Origin of the sequence: Lacibacter cauensis (genome assembly GCF_007830055.1) — a bacterium.
GTDB classification, from domain to species: Bacteria; Bacteroidota; Bacteroidia; order Chitinophagales; family Chitinophagaceae; genus Lacibacter; species Lacibacter cauensis.
In genome coordinates this window covers 229,636-256,128 of sequence record NZ_VLLE01000007.1, presented here as the reverse complement: position 1 = coordinate 256,128, position 26,493 = coordinate 229,636, and the positions used below count along the sequence as shown (strand labels likewise).

At 42.6% G+C, this 26,493-nt stretch carries 20 protein-coding genes; 8 read left to right on the top strand and 12 right to left on the bottom strand.

What is annotated here, in order from left to right:
- Positions 1-44: 44 nt before the first annotated feature.
- From IQ13_RS20355 to IQ13_RS20345, 3 genes are all read right to left on the bottom strand, one after another.
- Positions 45-620 (bottom strand): 50S ribosomal protein L25, encoded by a 576-nt coding sequence (locus tag IQ13_RS20355; protein ID WP_144888589.1) that lies wholly within the window; start codon positions 618-620, stop codon positions 45-47.
- 35 nt (positions 621-655) lie between these two features.
- Positions 656-1,606 carry a ribose-phosphate pyrophosphokinase gene (locus IQ13_RS20350; protein WP_144888588.1) on the bottom strand — a complete coding sequence of 317 codons (951 nt, stop codon included), beginning with the start codon at positions 1,604-1,606 and terminating at the stop codon, positions 656-658.
- 196 nt (positions 1,607-1,802) lie between these two features.
- The gene (locus IQ13_RS20345) at positions 1,803-2,009 is read right to left on the bottom strand and encodes a hypothetical protein (protein WP_144888587.1); all 207 of its coding nucleotides are present in this window, start codon (positions 2,007-2,009) and stop codon (positions 1,803-1,805) included.
- A 56-nt stretch (positions 2,010-2,065) separates the two neighbouring features.
- On the opposite strand from IQ13_RS20345, the gene radC reads away from it, so the two are divergent.
- A complete protein-coding gene (radC, locus tag IQ13_RS20340; RefSeq protein ID WP_144888586.1) occupies positions 2,066-2,755 on the top strand; it encodes a RadC family protein in 690 nt (229 codons plus the stop codon).
- A 53-nt stretch (positions 2,756-2,808) separates the two neighbouring features.
- Here radC and IQ13_RS20335 read toward each other — a convergent pair whose 3' ends face one another.
- Positions 2,809-3,240, bottom strand: a complete 432-nt coding sequence (locus IQ13_RS20335) for a single-stranded DNA-binding protein (RefSeq protein ID WP_144888585.1) — start codon at positions 3,238-3,240, stop codon at positions 2,809-2,811.
- A 175-nt stretch (positions 3,241-3,415) separates the two neighbouring features.
- Between IQ13_RS20335 and mnmA the strand changes: the two genes are divergently transcribed.
- The 3 genes from mnmA to IQ13_RS20320 all read left to right on the top strand — a co-directional run bounded on the left by mnmA (position 3,416) and on the right by IQ13_RS20320 (position 7,469).
- Positions 3,416-4,531, top strand: a complete 1,116-nt coding sequence (mnmA, locus tag IQ13_RS20330) for a tRNA 2-thiouridine(34) synthase MnmA (RefSeq protein ID WP_144888584.1) — start codon at positions 3,416-3,418, stop codon at positions 4,529-4,531.
- Between the two features lie 125 nt (positions 4,532-4,656).
- The gene (locus IQ13_RS20325; RefSeq protein ID WP_144888583.1) at positions 4,657-5,463 is read left to right on the top strand and encodes a hypothetical protein; all 807 of its coding nucleotides are present in this window, start codon (positions 4,657-4,659) and stop codon (positions 5,461-5,463) included.
- Positions 5,464-5,480: 17 nt separating this feature from the next.
- A complete protein-coding gene (locus IQ13_RS20320; protein WP_144888582.1) occupies positions 5,481-7,469 on the top strand; it encodes a S8 family peptidase in 1,989 nt (662 codons plus the stop codon).
- 1 nt (position 7,470) lies between these two features.
- On the opposite strand, the gene IQ13_RS20315 is transcribed toward IQ13_RS20320, so the two are convergent.
- The 6 genes from IQ13_RS20315 to IQ13_RS20290 all read right to left on the bottom strand — a co-directional run bounded on the left by IQ13_RS20315 (position 7,471) and on the right by IQ13_RS20290 (position 20,218).
- The gene (locus tag IQ13_RS20315; protein ID WP_144888581.1) at positions 7,471-8,646 is read right to left on the bottom strand and encodes an RsmB/NOP family class I SAM-dependent RNA methyltransferase; all 1,176 of its coding nucleotides are present in this window, start codon (positions 8,644-8,646) and stop codon (positions 7,471-7,473) included.
- 101 nt (positions 8,647-8,747) lie between these two features.
- Complete coding sequence (gene odhB / locus IQ13_RS20310; RefSeq protein WP_144888580.1) at positions 8,748-9,968, bottom strand: 2-oxoglutarate dehydrogenase complex dihydrolipoyllysine-residue succinyltransferase; 1,221 nt, start codon at positions 9,966-9,968, stop codon at positions 8,748-8,750.
- Positions 9,969-10,103: 135 nt separating this feature from the next.
- Positions 10,104-12,071 (bottom strand): DUF3857 domain-containing protein, encoded by a 1,968-nt coding sequence (locus IQ13_RS20305; RefSeq protein WP_144888579.1) that lies wholly within the window; start codon positions 12,069-12,071, stop codon positions 10,104-10,106.
- A 10-nt stretch (positions 12,072-12,081) separates the two neighbouring features.
- Positions 12,082-13,989, bottom strand: coding sequence for a transglutaminase-like domain-containing protein (locus IQ13_RS20300; RefSeq protein ID WP_144888578.1), 1,908 nt, complete (start codon positions 13,987-13,989; stop codon positions 12,082-12,084).
- A gap of 4 nt (positions 13,990-13,993) precedes the next feature.
- Positions 13,994-17,287 carry a toxin-antitoxin system YwqK family antitoxin gene (locus IQ13_RS20295; RefSeq protein WP_144888577.1) on the bottom strand — a complete coding sequence of 1,098 codons (3,294 nt, stop codon included), beginning with the start codon at positions 17,285-17,287 and terminating at the stop codon, positions 13,994-13,996.
- 174 nt (positions 17,288-17,461) lie between these two features.
- A complete protein-coding gene (locus tag IQ13_RS20290; protein ID WP_144888576.1) occupies positions 17,462-20,218 on the bottom strand; it encodes a 2-oxoglutarate dehydrogenase E1 component in 2,757 nt (918 codons plus the stop codon).
- Between the two features lie 343 nt (positions 20,219-20,561).
- Between IQ13_RS20290 and rpsT the strand changes: the two genes are divergently transcribed.
- The 4 genes from rpsT to IQ13_RS20270 all read left to right on the top strand — a co-directional run bounded on the left by rpsT (position 20,562) and on the right by IQ13_RS20270 (position 23,997).
- Positions 20,562-20,816: a 30S ribosomal protein S20 gene (gene rpsT / locus IQ13_RS20285; RefSeq protein ID WP_129132758.1), complete on the top strand. Its 255-nt coding sequence runs from the start codon at positions 20,562-20,564 to the stop codon at positions 20,814-20,816.
- A gap of 173 nt (positions 20,817-20,989) precedes the next feature.
- Entirely contained in the window at positions 20,990-22,717 is a 1,728-nt protein-coding gene (locus IQ13_RS20280; RefSeq protein WP_144888575.1) for a M14 family metallopeptidase, read from the top strand.
- Between the two features lie 27 nt (positions 22,718-22,744).
- Complete coding sequence (locus IQ13_RS20275) at positions 22,745-23,467, top strand: ThuA domain-containing protein (protein ID WP_144888574.1); 723 nt, start codon at positions 22,745-22,747, stop codon at positions 23,465-23,467.
- Positions 23,468-23,493: 26 nt separating this feature from the next.
- A complete protein-coding gene (locus IQ13_RS20270) occupies positions 23,494-23,997 on the top strand; it encodes a PH domain-containing protein (RefSeq protein WP_144888573.1) in 504 nt (167 codons plus the stop codon).
- A 3-nt stretch (positions 23,998-24,000) separates the two neighbouring features.
- Here the strand turns inward: IQ13_RS20270 and IQ13_RS20265 are convergent, their stop codons facing one another.
- On the bottom strand, positions 24,001-25,446 hold the full coding sequence (locus IQ13_RS20265) for a hypothetical protein (RefSeq protein WP_144888572.1): 1,446 nt from the start codon (positions 25,444-25,446) through the stop codon (positions 24,001-24,003).
- Positions 25,437-26,468, bottom strand: coding sequence for an aspartyl protease family protein (locus IQ13_RS20260; protein ID WP_158637449.1), 1,032 nt, complete (start codon positions 26,466-26,468; stop codon positions 25,437-25,439). The genes IQ13_RS20265 and IQ13_RS20260 overlap by 10 nt, the downstream gene beginning before the upstream one ends.
- Positions 26,469-26,493: the final 25 nt, after the last annotated feature.

The following is a 26,493-nucleotide window of genomic DNA, read 5'->3' as shown; positions in this document are numbered from 1 at the left end:
TCCCCCTCGTATAAAGGGGGATTCTAAATGTATAGCAGTAACGCTTATTTCTTCGTTGTTGCTTCTTCCTGCTTCAGCTGACGGGTCATCACTACAGAAGCCACAGGAATACGTGGAGAGTTCATTACTTCCATGTTTTCTGCTTTGATGTCTTCTACACGAATGTTACCGTTCAGTTCCAATGGTGTAAGATCAACTTCAATTGCTTCTTTCAGATACTTTGGATAAGCTTTGATTTTGATTGATTTGATTTTGGTAATCAGTTTACCACCATCTTTTACACCTTTCGAAGAACCAACAAATTTCAAAGGAATGGTTGCAACTACTTTTTTGTCTTCAACCAGTTCCAGCAGATCAACGTGTGTTAAGTTGTCTTTTACTTTGTCGAACTGCAGATCCTTCAAAATTGTTTTGTAGCTCTTGCCATCCACTTTCACTTCGGCAATCTGGAAATCGGGAGTGTAAACCAAAGGTTTAAAAGCTTTGGCAGGAGCGTAGAAATTAATTTCTTCAGAGCCTCCGTAAATTACACCAGGCACCATTTCCTGAGAGCGAAGTTGACGGGCGGCTTTCTTCCCGTTTTCGGTCCTCAAGTGACCCTCGATAGTAATTGTCTTCATTGTTTATCTAATTTAAAAGTTTACTTGTTTGCAGCTTATTTATCTCTCCGTTGCGAATGGATAAACAGGCTGGTAATGCTCTTATTTTCAAAAGCGTTGCGCAGTGCTACAGCAAACAGATCGGATACGCTGAGTACTTTGATTTTGCTGCTTTCCTGTTTCAGCGGAATGGTATCGCACACCACCAGTTCTTCCAGCACACTGTTATTGATATTCTCGTATGCTTTACCGCTTAATACAGGATGTGTAATTAATGCTCTTACACTTCTTGCACCTTTTTCTTTTAAAAGAGCTGCCGACTTAACCAGTGTGCCGCCGGTATCGCAAATGTCATCAATCAATACCACATCCCTGTTTGTTACATCACCAATCACCACCATGCTGGCTATTTCGTTTGCACGTTTGCGATGCTTGTCGCAAATCACCATTTCGGCTTCAAAATAGCTGGCAATTTCCCTTATCCGGTTGGCACTACCCACGTCGGGGGCCGCAAAGGTAAGGTTTTCCAGCTTTAAACTTTCAATGTAAGGAATGAAAATTGAAGACGATTCCAGGTGATCTACCGGGATGTCGAAGTAACCCTGGATCTGTGCCGCATGGAGGTCCATGGTAATCACACGGTCGGCACCTGCTGCCTCCAGCATATTGGCAATAAGCTTTGAGCCGATGGCAACACGAGGTTTATCCTTCCTGTCCTGGCGGGCATACCCATAATAAGGAATTACCGGAATGACTTTGTAGGCTGAGGCCCGTTTGGCAGCATCAATCATCAGCAGTAACTCCAAAATGTTGTCCGAAGGTGAAAAGGTACTCTGGATGAGGAAAACAATATCGCCCCGGATGCTCTCCTGGAACATGGGCTGAATTTCTCCATCACTGAACTTTTGGGTAATACTCTGACCTAGCGGAACGCCAAATTTGGCTGCAATTTTCTCGGCAAGGTACTTCGACGCTGTGCCTGAGAATATCTTGGCAGAAGGATTCATGAATTTTTGTTTGTAAAGGGGATAAAAATTGCGGCGAAGATAAGCGCTTCAACTCAACTTTCAGGAAAGGTTCGTCACCGTTTTTCAACATAAAAAAAGTCCTGCAGCAACTGCAGGACTTTGGGCGGTTGTCCAACTTTTTTTGAAAACAGAATAAGCTATCCGCCGGTTTTGTTCATTGCCTTGCGGGCAATACTTAATTAATTTGAGCCAGCACCAGTACTTTCTCTTTGGCAGGCTCCTTTTCTGCTGTTGCTGTCTGTTGCGCAGCGCTACCCGACTTCACTACATGAACGCCGGTAGATAATACGAACACAACCGAAAAGATAAGATTGCCGATAATTGCGATGAGCAGCACAGATGATCGCAGTCGCATACCTGCAGTTTTGGAATGAGTTTGCATACACTGATGGTTTTTCGGTGAATTGGATATTTAAAAATAAGATGGTATTTTGAAACATGCAAGACACCAAAACCACCATTAAACAATGGGCACAGGACGACAGACCCCGGGAAAAGCTCTTATTGAAAGGTCCGGACGCCCTCAGTAACTCCGAATTAATCGCCATTTTAATCGGCTCAGGAACCTCAAAAAAATCGGCAGTAGATGTTGCTAAAGAACTGTTAACCAAATCAAAAGACGATATTAGTGAATTAGCCAAGTTAAGCCTCAAGGAATTGATGAAGACCAATGGTATTGGCGAAGCCCGGGCTGTTACAATAGCCGCAGCACTGGAACTTGGACGCAGAAGAAAATCAGTAGAAACACTTAAAAATACCGTAAAAACGAGTGCCGATATTGCACATTTCTTCATGGCTCAGCTGCAGGACAAGCTACACGAAGTGTTTGCAGTCGCCTATCTCAACAGGGCCAATAAGATCAATCACCTGGAAGTAATCAGCGAAGGCGGCATTACGGGCACTGTAGCCGATCCCCGCATCATCTTAAAAAAAGCCTTGGAACATAATGCCGTTAACATTGTGCTTTGTCATAACCACCCCAGCGGTAGTTTAAAACCAAGCCGTGCCGATGAACTGCTTACCCGGAAAATTAAAGAAGCAGCTGTTTTGCTGGATATGAATGTGATTGATCACATCATCGTAAGTGAGGAAGGGTACTATAGTTTTGCAGACGAAGGCATACTATAAAAAAGCCTCGTTACAATTTGTAAACGAGGCTTTTAAACATTTTATCTCAATTTTTAAAACGGCAAATCATCGGCCACATCACCTCCAATTGGCGGTTCCATAGAAGGGGCCGGTGCACTGTAACCACCCCCCTGTTGTTGGTATCCGCCACCGCTGTTACCATCGGAAGAACGGCTGCCCAATAACTGGATGTTCGATACACGAACTGATAAGGCCGCACCGCTTTTTCCATCCTGCGTTTGATAAGTACGCACTTCCGGTGCGCCTTCTACATATACCTGTGTTCCTTTTTTCAAATAAGGTGCAATACCTGTACGGTCGCTCCAGTAAGCGCAATCAACCCAAATGGTTTTTTCACGTTGTGCGCCGGTACTGTCTTTGTATTTTTCTGTGTGTGCAACGGTGAAATTCATCACGTTCTTTCCATTCACTGTGTTGGTAACACAATCCCTTCCTAAATTTCCGATAACCTGTAACTTGATCATAGCTTATTTTTTAGTGCGTAATAATTTGTCGAGCGGGCAAAGTAGGTATTTTTTCAGGATAAGCGAAAACTAGAGTTGACATTTTATTCCACAGTTTACCGGCTTCTTCTTCAACCGCTGTTTTCCTGTAATTTTGCATCTTGTCTTTGTAAAAAAGCAAGGAAAATTATTTATCATGAGCCGTAAAGGAAAAGTTTTAGTAGCAATGAGTGGCGGTATCGACAGTACCGTTACGGCTCTCATGTTGCACCATGAGGGTTACGAAGTAGTGGGCATTACCATGAAAACATGGGATTATGCCAGCAGTGGAACAGGCGCAAAGGGCAAGAAGGAAACCGGCTGTTGCAACCTCGACAGTTTTAACGATGCACGAGCTGCTGCAGTGCAGCATGGCTTTCCCCATTATATTCTGGATATACGGGATGAGTTTGGCGATTTTGTCATCAACAATTTTGTAGATGAATATCTGGCCGGCCGTACCCCCAACCCCTGCGTGTTGTGTAATACACATATTAAGTGGCGTGCTTTGTTGAAACGTGCCGATGCCATGAATTGCGATTTTATCGCTACCGGGCATTATGCCAATATACATCAGCACGAAAATGGCCGTTATTACATCAGTAAAGGAAAGGATGAAACCAAAGACCAGAGTTATGTATTGTGGGGATTAGAGCAGGACCTGTTGAGCCGAACGCTGCTGCCTTTAGGTAACTACCGTAAAACAGAAATCCGCCAGATGGCGCTGGACTATGGCTACCCCGAACTGGCCAAGAAAGCGGAGAGTTATGAAATTTGCTTCGTGCCCGACAACGATTACCGTGGCTTTTTGAAACGCCGTGTAGATGGTCTGGAAGAAAAAGTAAATGGCGGCAACTTTGTTGATAAAACCGGAAAAGTATTAGGACAGCATAAAGGCTATCCGTTTTATACCATTGGTCAACGCAAGGGTTTAGACATTACGTTTGGCAAACCTGTTTTCGTAACCGAGATCGTACCCGAAACCAACACCGTTGTATTGGGCGATGAAGAAGACCTGAACCGGATGGAAATGCAGGTGGGTAAATTGAACCTGTTGAAATACGACCGTCTTACCCTTGGCATGGAAGTAACCGCCAAAATCCGTTATAAAGACAAAGGCACACTCGCCAATCTTTATCCGCAGGAAGACGGAACGGTAACCGTTCGTTTTTATGAAGATGCGAAAGGCATTGCCCCTGGCCAGAGTGCTGTGTTTTACGAAGGCGACGAAGTGGTAGGTGGCGGCATCATTATGCGGAAACCCATCCTGTAATACAATGATTTTGCAGTTAACACGTTTTAAGGTACGCAGTGCGTACCTTTTTTCGTGCAGCGAAGAACAGCGGTTTTGGCTCTTAACAACATACAAAACCCGAAATCATTAACTAACTTAGCTTTATGAAATTCAATCGTCGTAAAACCGTTCTCTTTCGAAAAACAACCCTTGCAGCGGCTTGTATGCTTACGCTTCTCTTCAGTTGTAAACAAACCGAAACACTGGAAACAATGAAACTGGAAGAACTCGTTCCACTCCAGGTTGGAAAATACATTACTTATCGATTAGACTCACTTGTATTTACCAATGCAGGTAAAGCAGAAGAAATTCACCGTTACAGGGTAAAACATTTAATCGAACGCCAATCGACCGATAATCAAAACCGCCCTACCTGGATCGTAGCCACTTACATTACCGATTCATTAGGCGTAGGCCCATGGGTACAAAACGGCACGTATACCATTACCCCTGTAGATAAAGGACTGGAAGTAACCGAAAACAATCTGCGTGTACTGCGTTTAAAGCTGCCGGTAAAAGAAGGCTTTTTGTGGAAAGGCAATTCGTATTTGCCCGACCGTCCGTATAACCCCGACTTCCCTTTGAGCATTGATGCCAATATGGATTTGTGGGAATTTAAATACGGTACATTAAACGCCAGCGAAAAGATCGGCGCCAATACCCTGCCCGATGTAACCACCGTTTTACATATTGATTCGGCAGAAAATGTGCCGATGAAAACCGATACTTCGTTTGCATCTCGTGAGCTTTCGCTGGAAAAATATGCAAAGAATGTAGGACTGGTGTACAAAGAATTTGTGTTGTGGGAAAACCAACCGAATCCACGTTCAACCGGAAATCCACCGGTATTAAGTTATAACCCGGTACGTATTGGCTTTGGTATAAAAATGTGGATGATCGACAAAAACTAATTCCGAATTGTGTTTGCATGAATTACCTGCGGCTTTACTTTACACTTTTTGGTTTACTGCTGTTGGCAGTAAGCAGTAAAAGTCAGCAGAGCAAATACATTGTTTACTTCAACAATAAATCCGAAACGGGTTATTCGCTTGCACAACCTTCGGCCTATTTATCTGCACGGGCAATTGAACGAAGGACCCGTTACAACATTGTCATCGACAGCACTGATTTACCTGTTGTTGAAAAGTATGTTGACAGTATCCGTGCTGCCGGAGCAGTTACAATACTTGGCCGTTTACGCTGGATCAATGCTGTGATGATTCAGACAACAGATGTTGCAGCCTTGAACAAAATCAATAGTTTTCCTTTTGTAAAATCGAAAGACAGCATTGCTTTACGATCGGCTTTTAACGGAAGGATGGTAAAGAATAATCCGGTTGTTACGCTTTTACCTGTTGCGCAACGTCCGCAACAACCGGCGGCAGATGTGTTGCAATATGGCGCTTCTGCCACACAGGTAAAAATGCACAATGGCGATTTCCTTCATAACATCGGCGCTACCGGCCGCAATATGTACATGGCTTTTTTAGATGGTGGTTTCTTTGGCTACTTAACCAATCCGTTGTTCGACAGTGTGCGTTTGCAAAACCGTTTTCTGGCAACCAAAGATTTTGTGTTGAATGAAGTGAGTGTTAACGAAGACAATGCGCACGGCATGCAGTGTTTATCGACCGTTGCAGCCAACAAGCCCGGAACATTTACAGGCTCTGCACCCCATGCTTCTTTTTTCCTTTTACGCACCGAAGATGTTTTTACCGAACAACCCATTGAAGAGTTTAACTGGGCACTGGGTGCCGAATATGCAGACAGTGCAGGTGTGGATGTGATTTCTTCTTCGGTTGGCTACACCAAATTCGATAACCCGGCTTATGATCATACTTATGCGCAGATGAATGGCAACAGCACAACCGTAAGCAAACATGCCGACATGGCTGCCAAAAAAGGAATGTTGGTGGTGAACAGCAACGGTAACGAAGGTGATAAAACATGGAAATACTTAGTAGCCCCGGCCGATGCTGATAGTGTACTGGCCGTTGGTGCGGTAAACAGTAGTAATGTGATTGCTGCTTTTTCCAGCTTTGGCCCAACAAGTGATGGACAGGTAAAAGCGGATGTGGTTTCATTAGGACAAGGTGCTACCGTTTCAACAACATCGGGGACACCCGGAACAAGTAATGGCACTTCGTTTTCTGCACCGAATATGGCAGGACTTGCTACCTGCCTGTGGCAATTATTTCCGGAAGTCAACAATCAGAAAATCATTACCACACTGCATAAGAGCAGCGATAAATACACTTCGCCCCAACCGCAATATGGTTATGGTTTGCCCGATATGAAAACAGCCGTGGGTTTGCTTGTTGCCGAACTTTCTACAGCAACAAGCAGTGTTACTAATTGTACGGCAACCATTCAATGGAACAGCAAAGACATTGCATCAATGCAATACAAGCTGGAACGCAAGCTGCCCGGTGAAACAGGCTATTCCGTTCTGCAAACAATTGCTGCAAAAGGAACCGTTTTCTCGGCACAGCAATATTCTGTGAACGATGCACTGCAGGTAAGCGGCATTATTCAATACCGTATTGTACAGGTGATTGATACCAATACCGTTGGCTACCGTGCGTATGCTATTGATTCGGTTTCGGTAACAGCGGGCAGCAGTTGTGCAACCACCAACATCAACGACCCGGCAGGCAATAATGAAAAAATTAAACTCTTCCCCAACCCGGTGACTACAGATAAATTGTTTGTACAGTTTAAAGAGCAAGGCAATGGTAGCTTTCAACTACAGCTTGTAAATGCACAGGGAAGAATTGTACAACAGGAATTGTACAATAAACCAACCGGCACTGCAACCAAAGAAATCCGTCTAAATGCCTTACCGGCCGGTAAGTATCTTTTAGTCGTGTATAAAAACGGGGAACATTACAGCACAAACGGGTTTATCAAACAATAACCTATGCGGGCTTTTGCAGCAATGCCGCAAACATGGTATCGGCTTTTTGGGTATAACCAATCAACAGTTCCTGCTTCAACAAATTCAACTTTAATTCATCCTGCAGCCATTGTACATTTTCTTCGTTTTCCTTTTTAAAAACAGAACAGGTGATATACAGGAAGTAACCGCCGGGTTTCAATTTTGTACTTGCATTGAAACAGATTTTTTTCTGCAGGGCACTGTATGTTTCAATAGATTCTTGCTTAAAAAACGATAGTTGCTCAGGAGTTCGTCCCCAGGTACCGGAGCCCGAACAGGGCACATCGGCAATGATGAGATCGAATGGTGAATAGTGAATAGTGAATGGTGAATGGGAAAGATCAATCACCTTACTATTGTAATGTTTAATGCCTGCTTCAGCGAAGCGTTTTTTTAAGTTGAGAAGAATGCTTTCACGCACATCACTCACCGTTAAATCAATATCGCCCAGTATGTCTTTTGCCATAATGGATTTACCACCGCTGGCGGCGCAGCAATCCCAAACAGAAGGTTTAGGGTGGAAGGTTTGAGGTGGAAGATTTTTCAACAACACTCCTACCCGTTGCGAACTGTAATCCTGTACCACCGCATCTTTATTGAGCATAATGAGTTCTTCGATCTTTGTGGTATTGGGTAATACTACCGTGTCATCTCCCTGCAATTGAAATGGAACATCGGCTGCTTTCAATTGATGCACTACCGTTTCTTTTCGCCTCGGGCGTATCCGTAAAAAAAGATCGGGTTGCTGCAGATGGCTCAAGGCAAATGCTTCCACATCAATACCTGCACTCAATGCATCTGTAAATGGAAAAACAGCAGCAGCATGTACCTCATTGTTCAATAGCTGCAACTTCTTTTCAAACGCAGTTTCAATAACATCATTCCACTCCGGTTTCAAATGCTGCAGCAAATCGTTCGAAGAACGATGACAGAGGAACAAACCTGCCAATAATTTTTCTTCAACTGTAAACTGCTGCAACGATTTACCTAAACGGAAATAACTGTAACAAAGCTGTGCTATTTGCTTTCTGTCTTTACTGCCAAACTTTTTGTTAGCGGCAAACTGTTTTTTAAGATGTGATGCAAAAGGTTCTGCACCGCTGTAAGCCGCAATAATTTCCCGGGCAGAATTGATATAGGAATAGTAACGGCTCATGCACACAAAGAAAAGAAAATACAATCAGGATGTAACAAAAAAACGTTCTGCAAATTGCAGAACGTTCATGTGCAAGTAACCGTTAGAAGTTACGAGGTGTTTTATACTTCCAACAGTGTCTTTACCGGATCTTTTCCGAACAGTAACAGCTCGGGATTTTCCAGCAATTCCTTAACACGTACCAAAAAGCTCACACTCTCTCTTCCATCTATAATGCGGTGATCATAACTTAATGCTAAGTACATCATGGGGCGAACAACCACCTGGCCATTTACAGCCATCGGGCGCTCCTGAATTTTGTGCATACCCAAAATTGCACTCTGTGGTAAATTAATAATGGGCGTACTCATTAACGAACCAAACACGCCACCATTGGTAATGGTAAACGTACCACCGGTGAGTTCTTCCATCGTTAATTTGTTATCTCTTGCCTTACCTGCAAGTTCTACCACCTTCTTCTCTACATCGGCCATGCTCATGCTTTCTACGTTACGCATAACAGGCACTGTTAACCCACGTGGTGTAGAAACAGCAATGGAAATATCTGCATAATCGTGGTAAATAATTTCTTCCGCATCGATGTAGGCATTTACTGCAGGCCATTCGCCCAATGCAATGGCACATGCTTTTGCAAAGAAGCTCATAAAGCCGAGGTTTACACCATGCAGTTCTTTAAACTTGTCTTTGTACTTGGAACGTACTTCCATAATACGACCCATATCCACTTCGTTAAACGTAGTGAGCATGGCAGTGGTGTTCTTGCTCTCCACCAAACGACGGCTGATGGTCTTCCGCAGATTGCTCATCTTTTCCTTGCGTACGTTGCGACTGTTGAGCTCTGCACCTTTGTACGACTGCTTACCGGGGTTCGACAACGCATTCAACACATCATCTTTTAAAATACGTCCGCCGGTACCCGATGGCTTAATACTTTGCGGATCTACTTTCTTATCGGCAATAATTGCAGCTGCTACAGGCGTAGCTTTAATATCGTTAGCCACAGCTGTAACCGGGGCTGTTGATTTTACTTCTTCTTTTTTAGGAGCTTCAGCAGCGGGAGCCGGAGCAGCAGCGCCTTCGGGCTTGGGAGCCGTTTCATCAATCTGGCAGGCAATATCACCAACCTTTAAGGTATCGCCTTCCTGCGCACCATAAATTAAAACACCCGCCTGTTCTGCGTTAATTTCAAAGGTTGCCTTTTCGCTTTCGAGTTCCGCAATCACCTCGTCTCTTTCTACCCAAGCGCCATTGGGTTTCGTCCATTTCAATAACGTTACTTCACTAATTGACTCACCTACTGTTGGAACTTTTATATCTATCATACTTTGATTGGTTGAAAGTGTTGCAAATTTCGGGGAAAAATCAATTGTTCGCTAAGAAATAACCTGCTTTGTTGGATATGCATAACAAAAAATGCCAGGTCTTAACCGGGCATTTCTCAACTGAATGATTGTTTGTTATTGCTTTTCGAGTACCAGCACTACTTTGTTAAAATCGGCTGCTGCATTAATAATTTTTACAAAGTTGTCGTAATCGGTTTTCGGCCACTTGATCTGGTAGTATTGTTCCGTAATATCAATAATGAGTTTATTGCCTTCCTGTTTCCAGTTGCTGATGAAGGCCATAGTGGTTTTTGAACCGTTGCTGTAGTTGAGATTAAATTTCAGATCATCGGGATTCTTCACCTTATACCCTTCAGGAATATTCAGTACGATTTTACGGTTGAGGAAATGCGGAAAATCAATTTCAATATCGAACTGGCGTTCACGCTCGTTGTACATTTCAACCTGCGGTCCGATGCACTCGCCCACTTTCAACAGAATTTTACTGCCGGCACTTTCAATTAAATCAACCGAAGCCAGTTTCAGATCAACAATAAACGGTTTATCCTCGTCGGTAATTTCGAGTTCTTTGTTTTTTAATTCATGGCTGATGATATTTTCGGTTTTGCCTGAATTCTTCGCCATCTCTTTCAAAAACTTTTTCTGTTCATCAGGAGGCAGAAAAATAAATTGTGCTTTGTAATACGCAGCATCATAACCGGAATGAATGTGTTTTGTATTGACAAAAACGGTATCGCCTGTTTTATTAAAACTCAGTTCGGTTTCCAGGTCGTGATGACTTCTTGAAGCTGCCATCATGGGAATAGCTTTTACTTCTGCCATTGCCGATTTCATTTCGCCTACTTCTACCGGCACACAATACAAACCGTTTGTACCCGCCCATGATGGTGGAATAAACGGATAACGGAACAGGTACGATGAAGGAGCGATGTATTGTTTTACCGACGGGAAATACAACACCAGGTTTTGTGCATGATTCCAGTTTTCGAAACTGCGTTCAATCAAATATTCTTCCCTGTCTGCTGCTACCACCACTTCGTATTTTATTTCAGCTTCCTGTAGCATGGCACAGGTTAAACGGCTGATGGCTTTGTTGGTGGCAATTTTGTTACGCTGAATTTTATTGAAATCTTCAAAGTCTTCGCCATCTACATCTTCGCTTGTTTTGATGTTATTCTTTACATAGTTCTCAATCACTTTTATTTTCTGCTCATCTGTTGTGGCCGATTTGATCTCTGTCTTCTTCAACAGATCCTTTGCCACTTCTTTTTCCTTTTTGCTGAACTGGTTGTAAGTTTCGTACACATCTTTTGCCAGTTCGTTCCAGGTAAACATGCGCACATTCATGCCCCTGTTTTGTGTGTACGATAATTTGTATTGCACCTGCATCAATCCGGGACGAACGTTGGCATACTTCTCATCGGTATACGAAGGCACATTGGCGGCAGTAAAGCGAATAACCCGTTGATTTTTTTCTTCATCAACTTCTTCTGCCGGTTCTGTTTTACTGTTGAATGATTTTGCTTCGAATTTAATCGTAGCAGGCGACACAATTTCAACAGATGATTCCTGCACCGGAAAACGAGACTGCACAATTTCTTTTCCAAAGAAAAAAGGCGAACGTTTTACCGTATACATGTATTCAATTTCGCTGCCCTTGCTGATACCGTCAACAGCAAAAATTTTATACTCGCCATCTTCATCTTTATAATCTTTTATGGCGTCGGGAGTAACTTCAATTACTTTATTGCCCGGTGTAATGGTTCTGGCTTTTATTTGCACCAACTCCATGTAACTGCTCACGGGGATATAGATTTTGTTGAAATTCTCAATCCCTTTTTCATCGTTTACACGAATAATTTTATGATAGCTGGTATAAAAATCGATGCCTTTAACTGATGGCACCAATTCCAGCTTGCGTGCATCTTTCACAAATACAGCACTCTCTGTTGTAAACTCGTTTGCAAGCTTGTGCAGTTCCGGATTGGCAGCAAGCGAAAAGCCTTTGTAGTTCACCGTAGTTTGTGCAACCACCTGCAGCAAAAGCAAAAGGCTGAAGGATAACAGGGTTATTTTTTTCATGGAGTAAATTTTATTTTGATATCACTGTTGATTGTTTGTAAACAGGAAACAGGTTTTCCAATACCTTATTCCATTTTTCAAATGCATCGGGATAGAGATACAGGTTGTTGTTTCTGAACTCACGTGTGTAATACAACTTTCCATCTGCCTGCTTACTGCTGAGCTGCACTCCCCACACTTCGTTCTGGTAGTTCTTCAATGCCGGCATTTCGCTTACTTTATATCCATCTGCAAGATCGAGCACCACCACATGCCGCATGGTCGATTTAAAATCGTACTCAATCGGAATCTTGCGTTTCGGAAAATCAATTTCCTGACCGGTGTAAATTTTCAACAGGTTCATGTTGATGTATACTTCGTTACCTAAAAACTTGGCATAATCAGGCAACTCAAAATCGGCAGTAATTACTGCGTGATGTGCCAATGTATCAATCTCCACTTTTATATTCTTGATAGCTACTTTATTATTGCCCCGGTAACAATAAGCCTGCAAATACTCTTCCCGTGCTTTACCCGTACGGGATTCGAGGCGATGCAGCAGATCGTTTGTTTCGTAACCGGTGGTATGAATTTTAATTTTTCCTTTCAGCTGTTTGTTTTCAATGCGCAGGTAAGTGGTATCGTCGAACAACGAATAGCCGGGCTCTGCTGTTGGCACGGTAATAATTTTAAACTGATCGGGGCTTGAAACGATAAATGCTTCTTTACCCTGTATATGCGATGCCGGTGTTTCGAACGGAATGTACGAATCGGTAGCATCGAGGAAAATGGTTTTGCCGTTTAACTCCAGTGCACAAATCATATGATCGTCGGTAATCGGTAACGGTACTTCCGAATAACGATAAGGCAACTGACGTGAACCGATCCAGGTAAATTCAGCTTTTAAACCTGCATAACGCAACATCGATACCAGCAGAGCCGATTTATCTTTACAATCGCCGTAACGTCGTGTACAAACCAGTTCAGGATTACGTGGAACAAAGCCACCCATCCCCTCTTCAAATGCAATGTAACGTACACTCTGTTGTACAAACTTGTAAATAGCTTTCGCTTTCTCTTCCTGTGTGCGCAGTCCTTTGATGAGCGAATCGGTAACTTCTTTTACTTCTTTACCACCTGCAATATCCAGATCGGCAATGTTGGAATAGTAATGTTTTGCCAGCTCTTTTGTTGTACCAAGATAAGGCGCCATTACCCCCTGCGTTGTTTTTGCTTTTTGAATATAAAAGATCACATGCGTAAGAAAATAAGAGGAAGGAGGTGCATCGCCATAGAAATTAACCGGTGCTACATTCTGCGCTTCAAACGTGAGTGTGGTTTTACCTTTCTTCGTTTCCTTTTTAACCTGTACAATATCCTTGTTGCCTTTCACAAGATAGTTCAACTCCAGCTCTTCGGGGTAGGTGATAGCAATGGCTGCCGATGCTGTGGGGAAATAGTTTTCGAAATAAAACGGCGACAGCAGATGCGGATCGGTTAATTCGTAATCCACATTGGTAATGCCTCTTGCACCTTTGCTGATGGCGGGATACAAAAATTCAATTTCTTTTGAATCGTCGTAAAAAACAAAGCTGCTGCGGCTTTTGGTTGTAGAGTTGGTTACTTTAATTTTTTTACCATCGGGCAACAGCGTAAAGGCATCCCAATTTTTCAGTTTATAGAAATAGCTGAAGTACACACTGTTCGATCCGGCGAAGTTCGAAGACTCATCCTTGGTAAACAGCAAGTCTTCAAACTCTTTCTGCTGAACTTTTATTTCGCCGTTTTTCCAGGTAAGTTCAATATCCGTTTTACGATCGAGCCATACAGCCATTGCATCAGGGAACTGCTGCATCACGGCATTTACATCGATCTTTTTATTTTGCGCAAACACTCCTGCAATGAGGAAGCAACACACTGTTGAAAAAAGAAACTTCATTCGCTTATTTTTTTATTTCTCTGATATAGCCTTGGTAATACACACGTGTTTCAAGCAACTTACCGGTTGGGTCGTAGGCTTTGTATGTACCGTGTGGATTGCCCATGTCGTAGGTTGCTTCTGTTTGTATTTTCCCATCGGGATAATACTCTTTGAATACGCCATCTGTTAAGTCGTACACCTGTGTGTATTCCATTTTCAATTTTCCGTTATCATAAAACGACTTGACTGCACCATTCGTATACCCATATTCGTCGGTTGATTCGTAAGCAAGTACTCCCTTTTCGTTGTACAACCTGAATTTACCATGATATACACCTGCCGCAACTTCAATAAACGCCGCTTTGTTCCCATTGCTGTAAAAAGCTTCAATTGTTCCGGTGAAATTCGGAAGCGGTATCGGCTTCTGCATTTTCTTTGAACGATCCGGGTAAGCATAGGCAGTGATTAATCCATCTTCATAATAAATTTCAAATGCCGTTCCGCCTGTCTCTTCAAAATACCTGGAAGTACCGCTTCTGTTACCTTCTTCATAATCGATTTCACGCTGTAACTTACCATTATCATAATATTTCGATTTGCCGTGCTGCAACCCATCTACATAATACTCTTCGTATTCCAGTACACCGTTTTCATTGTACGACTTCCATACGCCCGTTTTTAAATCGTACAGATAAGCTCCTTCCATGCTCAATTTACCATTGGTGTGATAATACTTTGCAACACCATTCTTTTCATCGTTTTTAAACATCACCTCATTCATGAGTTTTCCATCCGGGTAATACGATTTCTGCATTCCTTCCCACACGCCATTTACCAATGGTAATTCGTAATAGGATTTGCCATTGGGGTAAACCAACTTGTAAATGCCTTTGCCGTTTTCGAAACGGATCGGAGTCATACGCTTACCTGTTTCATCAAATTGTGTTACTTCAATAAGCCAACCATTGAGGTAGCGTTCTTCATAAAAGGGTTTACCATCGGCATAATTACTGATGCCATAACCTGTTTTTTCACCAGCAGCAAAAAAGTATTTACTCAGTAACGTTCCTTTCATGCTGTATTCGTATTGGTAATCGACCAACACATCTTCATCATAGAATGAAACACTAGATAGGTTTCCATTGGCAAAATATGTTTTGGAAACACCTGTTTTCTTTCCCGCAACATACTCTGTCTCGTCTTTACTATTTTTATTGTAATACCAGGATTGCACATTGCCTTCAAGTGCACCATCTTTATACAGTTCTTTTAAAACAGGCAAACCCTGTGTGTTATAATAAACAGCTTCATTCGTAAGCTCTTCGTCCTGGTTAAATTGTTTGTCACTTGTTTTATAACCGTAAGGGCTGTAATACGCAACCGACCATATTTTTCCCGAACGCTTATTCAACAGCTTTTCGTTACCAAGCGAATCCACATAACGTATTTCATTGGTTTTTCCTTTTGCACTGCTTTTGTAATACACATACGGTTTGCCTTTATGGTAATACTCGCTGATACCTACGTTGATGCCATCTTTAAAACTTTCCTTTGATGAAAGCTGGCCTTTATCATCGTAATGCAGCACTTCGCCCTGCGCTCCTTTTTCTGTCATTTCTACTTTGTAATCGAGCTTGCCGTTTCTATGAAAATAACTCCAGGTGCCTGTTGTTTTCCCTTTACTATACTGGTATGCGGCTTTCAGTTTCCCATCGGTAAAGAACACTTTAATTTCACCATCCAATTCATCTTCGTTATAAGCGCCCTGCTCTTTAATGGTTTTGTTACCATAATACATTACATACGCACCATTTGCTTTCCCGGCTTTGTACTGAAATTGAGATTTGATGGTGCCATCATTGTAATAATATGTCTGTTTTCCATCCATCTCATTATTTACATAATTTTCTTCGCTGGTTACCACACCATACAAGCTGTAATTTTTTACAACGCCTTCCGCCTTACCGTCTTTGTATGCTATCGTTCTTTTCAATGCGCCGTTTGAGTAATAAACTGTTACCGGGCCATCGGAAACACCTTTGTTAAATTGCTCAACACTTTGCAGTTTACCGGTTTCGTGGTAAAACTTCCAGATGCCGTTGCGTTCATTATTCAAAAGTTCACCTTCCGCTTTCAGGTAGCCATCAGGAAAATAGAATTTCCAATAACCTTCGCCACCCTCTCCTACCATTTTTCCTTCTGCATAAAAACGGTTTTCATCAAAATGATACAGGCGTTCTGCTGTTTGCCTTTCCTTGTACTGTACTACTCTTGTACTCCGCACCAGGTCAACATAGCTGAATGCTTCTTTTGTAAAAGCCGACACTTCGGATTTATTCTTTTTCATGTAAGAAGCAATGGCATCGATTGTTAATCCGCTGAACGCATGATTGAGCATCACCTCAACCTTTTTATCAGTATACAGCTGCTTAAAGTATGGCACATACAGCTGCATGTACGCATCATCACTCGCCTCATCGAACTCCAGTTTCTCCAGCATTACATTGATCTGTTTGAAAATATTATCATCGAGGTTGAATTTTACTTTATACCCTTTATCGAAAGCAATTTTTGAAAAAATGATTTGTTCTACCTTGCTGAAGTTATCGGGATAGTTGTCGCCTGTGCGTCGCTGTTGCGCTTCGAGTGTTTCATCTTTTGCATTACAGATGCTGCTGAGGTAGGTAACAACCCTGTTCACATTGCCATGTGATGGATTAACGATCTGCGCCATCATCATGGCCATCAGCGTTGGAACAATTTTACCCTGTTGGTAGGCCACTACACCCATTTTGTAGTGATGCAGGGGATTGAGAAAATTCATCACCACACATTCTCTTGCTAATGCTTCAGCTTCATCATAACGCTTTAACCGAACCAGTGCCGTTACTTTTTGCGAACGGATGGTTTGCGATGCAGGGAACAGTTTCAAAGCTGAATCGTACAACAGCAATGCTTCCTGCGATTTACCCATATCGTCGAGGATGTTAGCTTTTAAAACAAGATAATCGTGGATACTTTCGGTATGCATACCTGTCAACGCAAGGTTGATGGTTGCCAATGCATCATCGTACGACGAGTCCTGCTGTAACGCCAATGCTTTTTCGTACAAGGACAATAGGTAACTGGTATCGTTACGGTGTATGCTGCCGAATTCTTTCGCTGCTTCTTTATACGATCCTTTTTCGTACAACTCAACGCCTTTGAGTAAAATGGGTCTTGAGTCGGGCGACTTAACGGGTACGATCTGCGCTACTAATTGCTGTACACTTACAGTAAGCAGCAAACAAAGGATACACTTGAGTGTGCTCTTCATATTTATTGAATTTGAAAAAATGTTTTACAATGATCCGGTGTTGAAAATAATTAAAAAAATGAAAGCCGCACATAAGTTACTTATAAGTGTGCTGCAATGGAAATAAGAGTGTAAAACAAACAAAAACCCCCTGCTTAAGCAGGGGGTTTTTAACGAAAATCTTATTCTTTCAACTTAAAGCGAAAACGCCGTATCAATAATTTCGGCCTGCTCCTGCTGGTGTACTTTATTGTAACCGGTGGCAGTGGAGGCTGAAGCTGAGCGGCTGATGACACCGTAGTTGATGTCTTTCAGGTTCATTTGCAGGAACGATGCTGCACCCATGTTCAGTGGCTCTTCCTGTACCCAGAACCAGGTAGCCTTACTGTACTTGTTGTATAAGGCTTTCAACTGTTCAACAGGTAAGGGATATATCTGTTCCAAACGAATGATGGCAACATCTGAACGGTTATCTTTTGCTTTGCGTTCTGCCAGATCGTAATACATTTTACCGCTGCAGAAGAATACTTTCTTCACCTGTGCGGCTTCCGGATTTGTAGGATCATCGATCACTTCTTTAAATCCGCCACTGAGGAATTCTTCTTTTAACGAATAGGTTCCGGGGTGACGCAGATTGGCCTTCGGTGCAAAATTGATCAATGGTTTACGGAACGGCCACGCCAACTGGCGGCGTAACGCATGGAAGAAGTTGGCTGCTGTAGTAATGTTCGTTACCACCATGTTCAGCTCTGCACATAACTGCAGGTAACGCTCCAGTCTCGCACTGCTGTGTTCAGGGCCTTGTCCTTCATAGCCATGTGGCAGTAACATGGTCACACCGTTCATACGGTTCCATTTTTGTTCGCCTGCAGCAATAAACTGATCGATCATGGTTTGTGCACCATTGCTAAAATCGCCAAACTGTGCTTCCCACAACACCAATGCGTTGGGGTTGGCCATAGCATACCCGTATTCAAAACCTAACACACCATATTCACTCAACAATGAATTATAAATACGGAAATGACCGGCAGCTCCATCAATATGCGCCAGACGATTGTAGGCTTTGTCGTTGTTCTCATCACGCAATACAGCATGACGGTGAGAAAAGGTACCACGACGTACATCCTGACCACTCATACGTACATCATTACCATCAAGCATTAGACTTGCGTAGGCCATTAACTCACCGGTAGCCCAATCGATCTTATTTTCTTCGTTGTAGAGTTTAATTTTATCCTGAATGATTTTTTCAACTTTCTTCAATGGCTTAAAATCTTCCGGCCATTTCATGATCGAAGAAAAGATCTTTTCAAAATCGGCTTCTTTAATAGCAGTTACCGGCGATTGTAAAAAATCTTCAGCTGTTGCACGGCGTAAACTTTTCCATGCCAGTTCCGGCGCCTGGTAGTGATAAGGAAGCGGATTCTGTTTTACTTCATCTAAACGCTCCTGCAGATCGCTCCAGAATTTCTTTTCCATTTCCTGTGCCAGTGCTTTGGCATCTTCCTCACCGTTTTGTAACAGGTAATTGGTATACACTTCACGTGGGTTCGGATGTTTATCAATTAACGCATACAAATGCGGTTGTGTAAACTTCGGATCATCACCTTCGTTATGTCCGTGTTTACGATAACACACCATATCTATAAATACATCGCTGTTAAACTCCTGGCGGTAACGGGTGGCAATTTCCACACACTTTACTACTGCTTCTGCATCATCACCATTTACATGAAAAACAGGTGCCTGCACCATTGATGCCAGCGAGGTACAATAGTCTGCACTTCGTGCATCATTAAAATCGGTTGTAAACCCAATCTGGTTATTAATTACAAAGTGCATGGTGCCGCCGGTATAATAACCTTTGAGGTAACTCATCTGCAATACTTCGTATACAACACCTTGCCCGGCAACTGAAGCATCACCATGAATAAGGATGGGAAGAATTTTATCGAACTCGCTGTTGTACATGATATCGGCCTTGGCTCGGCTGAAACCTACCACAACCGGATCTACGGCTTCAAGGTGCGATGGGTTGGGCATCAACTTGAGGTGAATGGTTTTGCCATCCAGCGTTTCTACTTCACTGCCATAACCCATGTGGTATTTCACGTCGCCGCTACCCATGGTTTGATCCAGCTTGGCCGTGCCTTCAAACTCACTGAAAATTTGCTCGTAGGTTTTGCCCATAATATTGGCGAGCACATTTAAACGACCACGATGCGCCATTCCTATTACAACTTCCTGTACATCGTTATTTGCTGCTGTATTTATGATCGCATCCAAAGCTGCAATCGTTGTTTCACCACCTTCGAGCGAAAAACGCTTCTGACCAATGTATTTTGTGTGCAGGAACTTTTCAAACATCACCCCCTGGTTTAATTTTTCCAGAACACGGCGACGCTTGTTAATAGGTAAAGGCTGATGAAATTCTTTTTCAAATGCGTTGGTCAAGAAATCAACTTTCTTTTGATCGCTGATGTATTTAAACTCCACACCTACATGCGATGCATAACATTTCTCCAGGTGGTTTTGAATGTTACGCAGGGTGGTAGTGCCCAAGCCAATTAACTGGCCGGCATGAAATGTTTTATCCAGATCGGCCTCTGTAAAACCATAAAAGCCCAGTTCAATATTTGCACCACGATCTTTCCGCTTACGGATGGGATTGGTTTTAGCCAGTAGGTGACCTTTGTTACGGTAACCGAGGATCATGCGGTAGGCCATAATTTCCCGCATCCAGTCAATGCTGAGCGGAGTCGAAGCAGCATTAGCAGAACCGAGCGGAGCCGAGGTTCCATTTGTTGATCCGCTACTAACAGCAAAATCGAATCCCTCGAAGAATTTTTTCATTTCAGGATCAACACTGTTGGGGTCCTTTACAAAATCCTGGTATAAACTTTCGATAAACTGCGGATGAGAGGCGGTGATGTATTGAAAATCTTTCATGATGGAATTTGAACTATCAATCTTTAAAAAGGAGCACAAATATCGGTTGTTTTGAGTATTGGTTGTTCAGACAATGTATCCGATTTTGTTATTTTTTGCTTTAATTCACAGGCATTTACAACAAGTAGCTGTTAATGGAGAGGCAAGCTTTGGTGCAACAAGAAGTTGCATAACCATAGCCGTTTGTTGTGGGAACGATTGCGTAGATTTTACGGGAGCTGGTACTGAAATGGTGATCTTGCAATGCCGGATGGGGCGAATTCTGATTTTGCGTAAAAAAACTCTTGCACATCCGCTGAATTTTGAATTTTTCCCCTACCTTTGCCGTCCGAAAAAATAAGATATGGCAAATCATAAGGCTACCAAAAAAGACGTTCGTCAGAGTGCAAAGCGCAGAGATCGTAACCGTTACTACGGTAAAACTACCCGTAACGCTATCCGTGATCTCCAGGCAATTACAACCGGCAAAGAAGCTGGTGAGCAATTACCTGCTGTTGCTGCGATGATCGACAAATTGGCAAAGCGTGGTGTAATTCACAAGAATAAAGCTGCGAACTTAAAGAGCAAGCTTACAAAGAAAGTGAACGCTTTAGCATAATTATATCCAGTTACTGAAGATATTTCCAACCCGTCTGCTACAGACGGGTTTTTTGTTTATACCCGCTTTTGCCCGATTAAATAAAAAGAACCGTGTTTCTGAGCAGGCTTGGCTTACTTGCCATGGCAGTAACCCTGCACAACGATTCTTAAAACCGACCAACGAAAGAAGATATGAGAAAACTGTTTTTTTTGCTGACGGGTCTTTGTGCCACAGCAACTTTTGCACAACTTCCTGTAACCCGTTATGAAACCTCGAAGGGTACCGAAACGGTAACGTATTACGAAGCCATCGCTGCATGGAAACAAATTGACAAAGCCTCTCCCCTTGTTTCCATGAGTACAATGGGTACTACCGATGCCAATGAACCCCTGCATTTGGTGCTGGTGAGCAGCGATCAAACGTTTCAGCCTCTGCAATGGCAACAGCAAAACAAAGTGGTTATTCTCATCAACAACGGCATCCACCCCGGTGAGCCTGATGGTATTGATGCCAGTATTGCATTGGTGAAAGATATCATCACTAAAAAAACAAAACTGCCGGCCAATGTGGTACTGGCCATCATCCCGGTGTACAATATTGGCGGTGCGCTGAACCGCACCACTACTTATCGCATTGATCAGAATGGTCCTGTGGAAAAAGGCTTCCGTGGTAATTCTCAAAACTTCGATCTTAACCGGGATTTTATTAAGAATGATTCCAAAGAAGCCAAAAGCTTTGCACAGATATTCCATCTGGTACAGCCCGACATTTTCATCGATAACCATGTAAGCAATGGTGCCGATTACCAGCATGTAATGACCCTGCTCACATCGCAACACAATAAACTGGGCGGTAAAATGGGCGAGTTTCTGAACCAGACATTTGAACCGGCCATTTACAAAAGCATGCAAACAAAAGGTTACGACCTGCTGCCTTACGTGAACAATTTTGGTGATAACCCCGAAAACGGATGGAGTGCTTACTGGGATGGTCCCCGTTACAGCAGCGGTTACGCATCGCTGTGGAATACATTTGCCTTTGTACCCGAAACACATATGCTGAAACCCTATGCACAACGTGTTGAAGCAACTTACCAGCTAATGGTGAGCATGATGGAGTTTGCTGCAACCAATCAAACCGCCATTAAACAGGTGCGTGCACAGCAACAGAAAGAACAATTAACACAAACACAGTTCCCCGTTGGCTTTACATTAGACCGCTCGAAGTTTTCTGAAATACTCTACAAAGGATATGCAGCAGGACGTAAACCCAGCAACATCTCCGGTTTGCCACGTTTGTATTACGATCGTAACAAGCCGTTTGAGAAGATGATCAAATTCTACAACTTCTTCAATCCGAAAACAATGATTGAAAAACCAACAGCCTACGTTATTCCGCAAGGCTGGTGGAAGGTTATTGAACTGCTGCAGGTGAACAAAGTGCAAATGCAGCAATTGAAAAAAGATACAACGATTGAAGTGGAAGTATATCGTATTGATGAGTACAAAGCTAGTCCCCGCCCCTATGAAGGTCACCATCTTAACTCAGAAGTAAAGACGAGTAAAACAGTGCAGCAGATGAAATTCCGTAAAGGCGATTGGTACATACCCATGAACCAAAAAGCCAACCGCTTTTTAATTGAAGTATTGGAACCAACCGGTGATGACAGTTATTTTGCCTGGAACTTTTTTGATGGTATCCTGGGGCAAAAAGAAGGTTACAGCAGCTATGTGTTTGAAGAAACGGCTGAAGCATTTCTGCAACAAAACCCGGCAATCAAACAAAAACTGGAAGAACGCCGGGCAACAGATACTGCATTTGCCAAGAGCGGAAGTGCACAATTGAACTTTGTGTATCAAAACTCATCCTACTACGAACCGATGCATTTGCGTTATCCTGTATACAGAGTGAAAAAATAATCCGAACTTGTCATAAACAATTGTGCCATGCGCTTACCTTATTTGCTTTTATTGATCTGCTTACCCTTACTTTTTGCTGCCACATCCAAGCAAAAGAAAAAGATACTGGTGTTTGCAAAAACAGCAGGGTTCCGTCATGCTTCTATCCCAAAAGGTAAAGAAGCCATGTTACTACTGGGAAAAAACAACAACTTCCTGGTTGATACTACAGAAGATGCTTCCTTCTTCAATTCAAAAACATTGAAGCAGTACGATGCGGTTGTTTTTTTGAGCACAACAGGTGATATTTTAAATGCTGAACAACAGACTGCATTTGAAAATTATATCCGTTCGGGAAAAGGATTTGTGGGCATCCATGCAGCAAGCGATACCGAATACGAATGGCCCTGGTATGGCCGCATGGTTGGCGGTTATTTTGCAAGCCATCCAAAGCAACAAAAAGCAAAACTGAATGTAACAGCCGAACCACATCTTTCAACCGAACACTTGCCCAAAACATGGGAACGTTTCGATGAGTGGTATAATTTCAAAAACAGAAATGCCGAAGTAAAAGTGTTGCTTACGATTGATGAAAGCAGTTATGAAGGTGGTAAAGAAGGCAGCTATCATCCTATGGCCTGGTATCATGCATACGATGGTGGCCGTGCTTTTTATACAGCACTGGGACATACTGATGAGTCGTATAAAGAAGAAGCTTTTTTAAAACATGTACTCGGCGGCATTACCTATGCAATCGGTGGTAAAAAATAATTTGCTGCGTTTTTCAAAAACAGCTCATGAACGGCAATTACTTTAAAGCATCGCTTGATGCTTTAGCAAAGAATTTATCCATAGCGCTCACACTGGTGTTCGTCAGCACGATTGCTATTCAGCTCTGGCTGATGAAAGAGAACGGACAGCAGGCATCACTTTTCATCGTTGCATTATTGCTCGTTATTTACCTGTCGGCTTATTTATTTCGTCCGCAGGGTTATACTGTTACAACGGATGCACTCATCATTAAACGCTCCGTTTCACCTGTAACGATTGTACGAAACAGTATTGTATCTGCCGAGCAGTTACATGATAACAGTCTTTCCGGATCAATCCGTTTGTTTGGTGTAGGTGGATTGTTTGGTTATTTTGGAAAATTCAGTAACAGCAAACTGGGAAAAATGACCTGGTATGCAACACGCAGAAACAGGAATGTGATATTACTGCTCACTAACGATCAAAAGAAAATTATTGTTACACCTGATGAGCCTGCTGCTTTTCTGCAGGCATTACAAAACAAAATTTAAAGGCTATTCTTCCTTCCACAAAACCGAATTCTCTTCTCCAAATTCATTCGGCTCACGTAATTCATTTGCCGGATCAACAATCCATTTTCCATCTACTACAAACTTGTACACATGTTTGCCGGGCAGCAAGTGCTGGTCAATAATCCACATATCGCCTTCTCTACGCATGGGAAAACCGCCGGGCGACCAATTATTAAAATCGCCTGCCAGAAAAACCTTTTTTGCTTTTTCATAACCCTTTAACCGGAATGTTTGATTGGGTGCAATCACCAGTGTTGCGTTGGGTAACTTCTTTCGGGTAAGGGTATCCGTTAAATCGTTGCCATCAACTTCGTAGGTATATTCATAGTTACCATGACCGAGCACGTACGGAAAAATCCAGCCGCTGTCGGTTCGCTTCATCTGCAGTTCATAATTCTTCCATTGGTTGAAGGAGCCTTTCAGCATTACTTTCTTTGCCGTAAGATTTCCTTTTAAGAAAAAAACAAACGGTTGACCAATACATACCACTGCATTTGTTTCGCTGAATTCGTTGGGATATTGATCGGGATTAAACGGATCGGTAAACCATTCGCCGTCGGCAATGAAGCGGTAAGTATGTGTACCGTTAGACAGGTAAACCTGTTTCTGCCAACCTTCGCCCCAACGTTCCATCGCAATTTCATCGGGGTTCCAATTGTTGAAACTGCCGGCAAGCATCATTTGCTTTGTTGCGGTATAACCTTTCAGCGCAAATACAAAATTGGTTTTATAATAAACAGAGTTATCGTTGCCTTTTCCATCGTTTTCTACCAGTTCATTGTCTTTATCAATCGTCCATTTACCATCTGCAATGAACTTGTAGTAATGCTTGCCTGCACCCAGTTTTACAAAAGCAATCCAGCCGCTGTCAGTTTTGATCATCGGTAATGCATCGGGATTCCAGTTGTTAAACGTTCCTGCCAGCATTACCTGTTTGGCCTGCAGGTTGCCCTTCATAAAAAACGTTACAGCTGAATCCTTTACAGCAAAGGAATACTTGCGCTTAAAGCGATTGTATCCATACAAAGGTTCTTTATTGGAAACACCCCAGTTCTGCAAATGCTTTTGTGCCAGCAGTATTTTTTCAACCGGATCCATTAACTGTTCGGCCGGCTCCATGCTTTTACTCAATACCAGCATTTCACCATTATTCAACACAATGTTCCAGCCAAGTTTGATCAATGAATCGGGGCGGCTGCTTTTGAAAAAGTTTTTCAGATCCAGCTCTTCTAAACTGTAATTCCTGATAAAGGTTTCAAGCTCGTTTAACGGAATATTTTTGCTGAGTGTAATGTAGATGTAGCCCTTCTTTACCACAAACGACTTTACAGGCGGTTGTGCATACAGGTTACTGCCAATAAGCAGCAACAGCAGCAGTACGAACCTGCGCAGTAAAGAAAGGAAGGATATGGTTTGCTTTATTTCCATATGTACATCTTACGCTTTACAAAGTTAAATCCAATTTTATGCATCGAAAGAAAATCGAAGCCCAACATTCCATCTAAACAACGGTTATAGGAAAAACACATTTTGGCCATATTTGTTACCAACACCGGCATCGTACTCACTGATCGCTCACCGATTGTAAAATTGCGCATATCGCCGTATAAAGCATCAACTTTCGCATTACCTGCACCATTTAAGGTAATACGGCGGGTAATTGCAACACTGTCCAATATATTTTCTGACAAACGGCTGTCGATCACATTCGATTCGGCTCCTGTGTCAACCAAAAAAGTAAGCCGCTTACCCCCCACTTTTCCGTACGTAAGAATTTTGTTATCGGTGAGCTGAATATCAAAAACAGAATAAGCCGAAGTATCGTTGAGCATACGGTGTTGGTATGATTTTGCTTCTTTCTTAGAGATATGATGCAGATGAATTTCGCTGTTTTCGTAATCAATGATCATTTCAAAATGCTTGAACAGCTGTACACCAAGTAAGCCGAAGATTTTAATGCCCTTGTTGTTTTCAATATGTGCCAGGCTGATGCGGTCGGCTTCCACTTTATGATAATGCACAGCACCAAACGAAAGCTTGCGAATCATTGTGCGGCCATAATCGGTGATACTGCCGGTTATTCCACCACTCTGTTCGCCATTGGTTGTTCCTTCCAAAACCTGGTAATCACGAAAGTAAGTGGTATTTAAAATCAACCCCGGAGCGCCTGTATCGAGGATAAAACTTCCTTCAATTTTGTCTGCTTTCGCTTTAATGAGGATAAGGTTGCCAGCCCGGCTGAAAGGAATAATGAAATCTGCAGAATCGGTTTCTATTACCGGATCGTTGGTAAAACTCTGTGCAGAAGAGCTGCTTTGAATACCTGTGCCTGCTACGGATAACACAAATCTCGACGAGTCTTTACCGGCAGGCGTTTGTGCGTACCCGTTTGTAACAGCCCATAACATAGCTGCTGCTACCAATAGCTTTACCGGTAAAATTGATGACATGAGGTTTAATACGATGCAAAAATAG

Bases quoted from the DNA above. Each gene is read 5' to 3' on its own strand.
- IQ13_RS20355 (WP_144888589.1), bottom strand. From the start codon at position 620: ATGAAGACAATTACTATCGAGGGTCACTTGAGGACCGAAAACGGGAAG.
- IQ13_RS20350 (WP_144888588.1), bottom strand. From the start codon at position 1,606: ATGAATCCTTCTGCCAAGATATTCTCAGGCACAGCGTCGAAGTACCTT.
- IQ13_RS20345 (WP_144888587.1), bottom strand. From the start codon at position 2,009: ATGCAAACTCATTCCAAAACTGCAGGTATGCGACTGCGATCATCTGTG.
- radC (WP_144888586.1), top strand. From the start codon at position 2,066: ATGCAAGACACCAAAACCACCATTAAACAATGGGCACAGGACGACAGA.
- IQ13_RS20335 (WP_144888585.1), bottom strand. From the start codon at position 3,240: ATGATCAAGTTACAGGTTATCGGAAATTTAGGAAGGGATTGTGTTACC.
- mnmA (WP_144888584.1), top strand. From the start codon at position 3,416: ATGAGCCGTAAAGGAAAAGTTTTAGTAGCAATGAGTGGCGGTATCGAC.
- IQ13_RS20325 (WP_144888583.1), top strand. From the start codon at position 4,657: ATGAAATTCAATCGTCGTAAAACCGTTCTCTTTCGAAAAACAACCCTT.
- IQ13_RS20320 (WP_144888582.1), top strand. From the start codon at position 5,481: ATGAATTACCTGCGGCTTTACTTTACACTTTTTGGTTTACTGCTGTTG.
- IQ13_RS20315 (WP_144888581.1), bottom strand. From the start codon at position 8,646: ATGAGCCGTTACTATTCCTATATCAATTCTGCCCGGGAAATTATTGCG.
- odhB (WP_144888580.1), bottom strand. From the start codon at position 9,968: ATGATAGATATAAAAGTTCCAACAGTAGGTGAGTCAATTAGTGAAGTA.
- IQ13_RS20305 (WP_144888579.1), bottom strand. From the start codon at position 12,071: ATGAAAAAAATAACCCTGTTATCCTTCAGCCTTTTGCTTTTGCTGCAG.
- IQ13_RS20300 (WP_144888578.1), bottom strand. From the start codon at position 13,989: ATGAAGTTTCTTTTTTCAACAGTGTGTTGCTTCCTCATTGCAGGAGTG.
- IQ13_RS20295 (WP_144888577.1), bottom strand. From the start codon at position 17,287: ATGAAGAGCACACTCAAGTGTATCCTTTGTTTGCTGCTTACTGTAAGT.
- IQ13_RS20290 (WP_144888576.1), bottom strand. From the start codon at position 20,218: ATGAAAGATTTTCAATACATCACCGCCTCTCATCCGCAGTTTATCGAA.
- rpsT (WP_129132758.1), top strand. From the start codon at position 20,562: ATGGCAAATCATAAGGCTACCAAAAAAGACGTTCGTCAGAGTGCAAAG.
- IQ13_RS20280 (WP_144888575.1), top strand. From the start codon at position 20,990: ATGAGAAAACTGTTTTTTTTGCTGACGGGTCTTTGTGCCACAGCAACT.
- IQ13_RS20275 (WP_144888574.1), top strand. From the start codon at position 22,745: ATGCGCTTACCTTATTTGCTTTTATTGATCTGCTTACCCTTACTTTTT.
- IQ13_RS20270 (WP_144888573.1), top strand. From the start codon at position 23,494: ATGAACGGCAATTACTTTAAAGCATCGCTTGATGCTTTAGCAAAGAAT.
- IQ13_RS20265 (WP_144888572.1), bottom strand. From the start codon at position 25,446: ATGGAAATAAAGCAAACCATATCCTTCCTTTCTTTACTGCGCAGGTTC.
- IQ13_RS20260 (WP_158637449.1), bottom strand. From the start codon at position 26,468: ATGTCATCAATTTTACCGGTAAAGCTATTGGTAGCAGCAGCTATGTTA.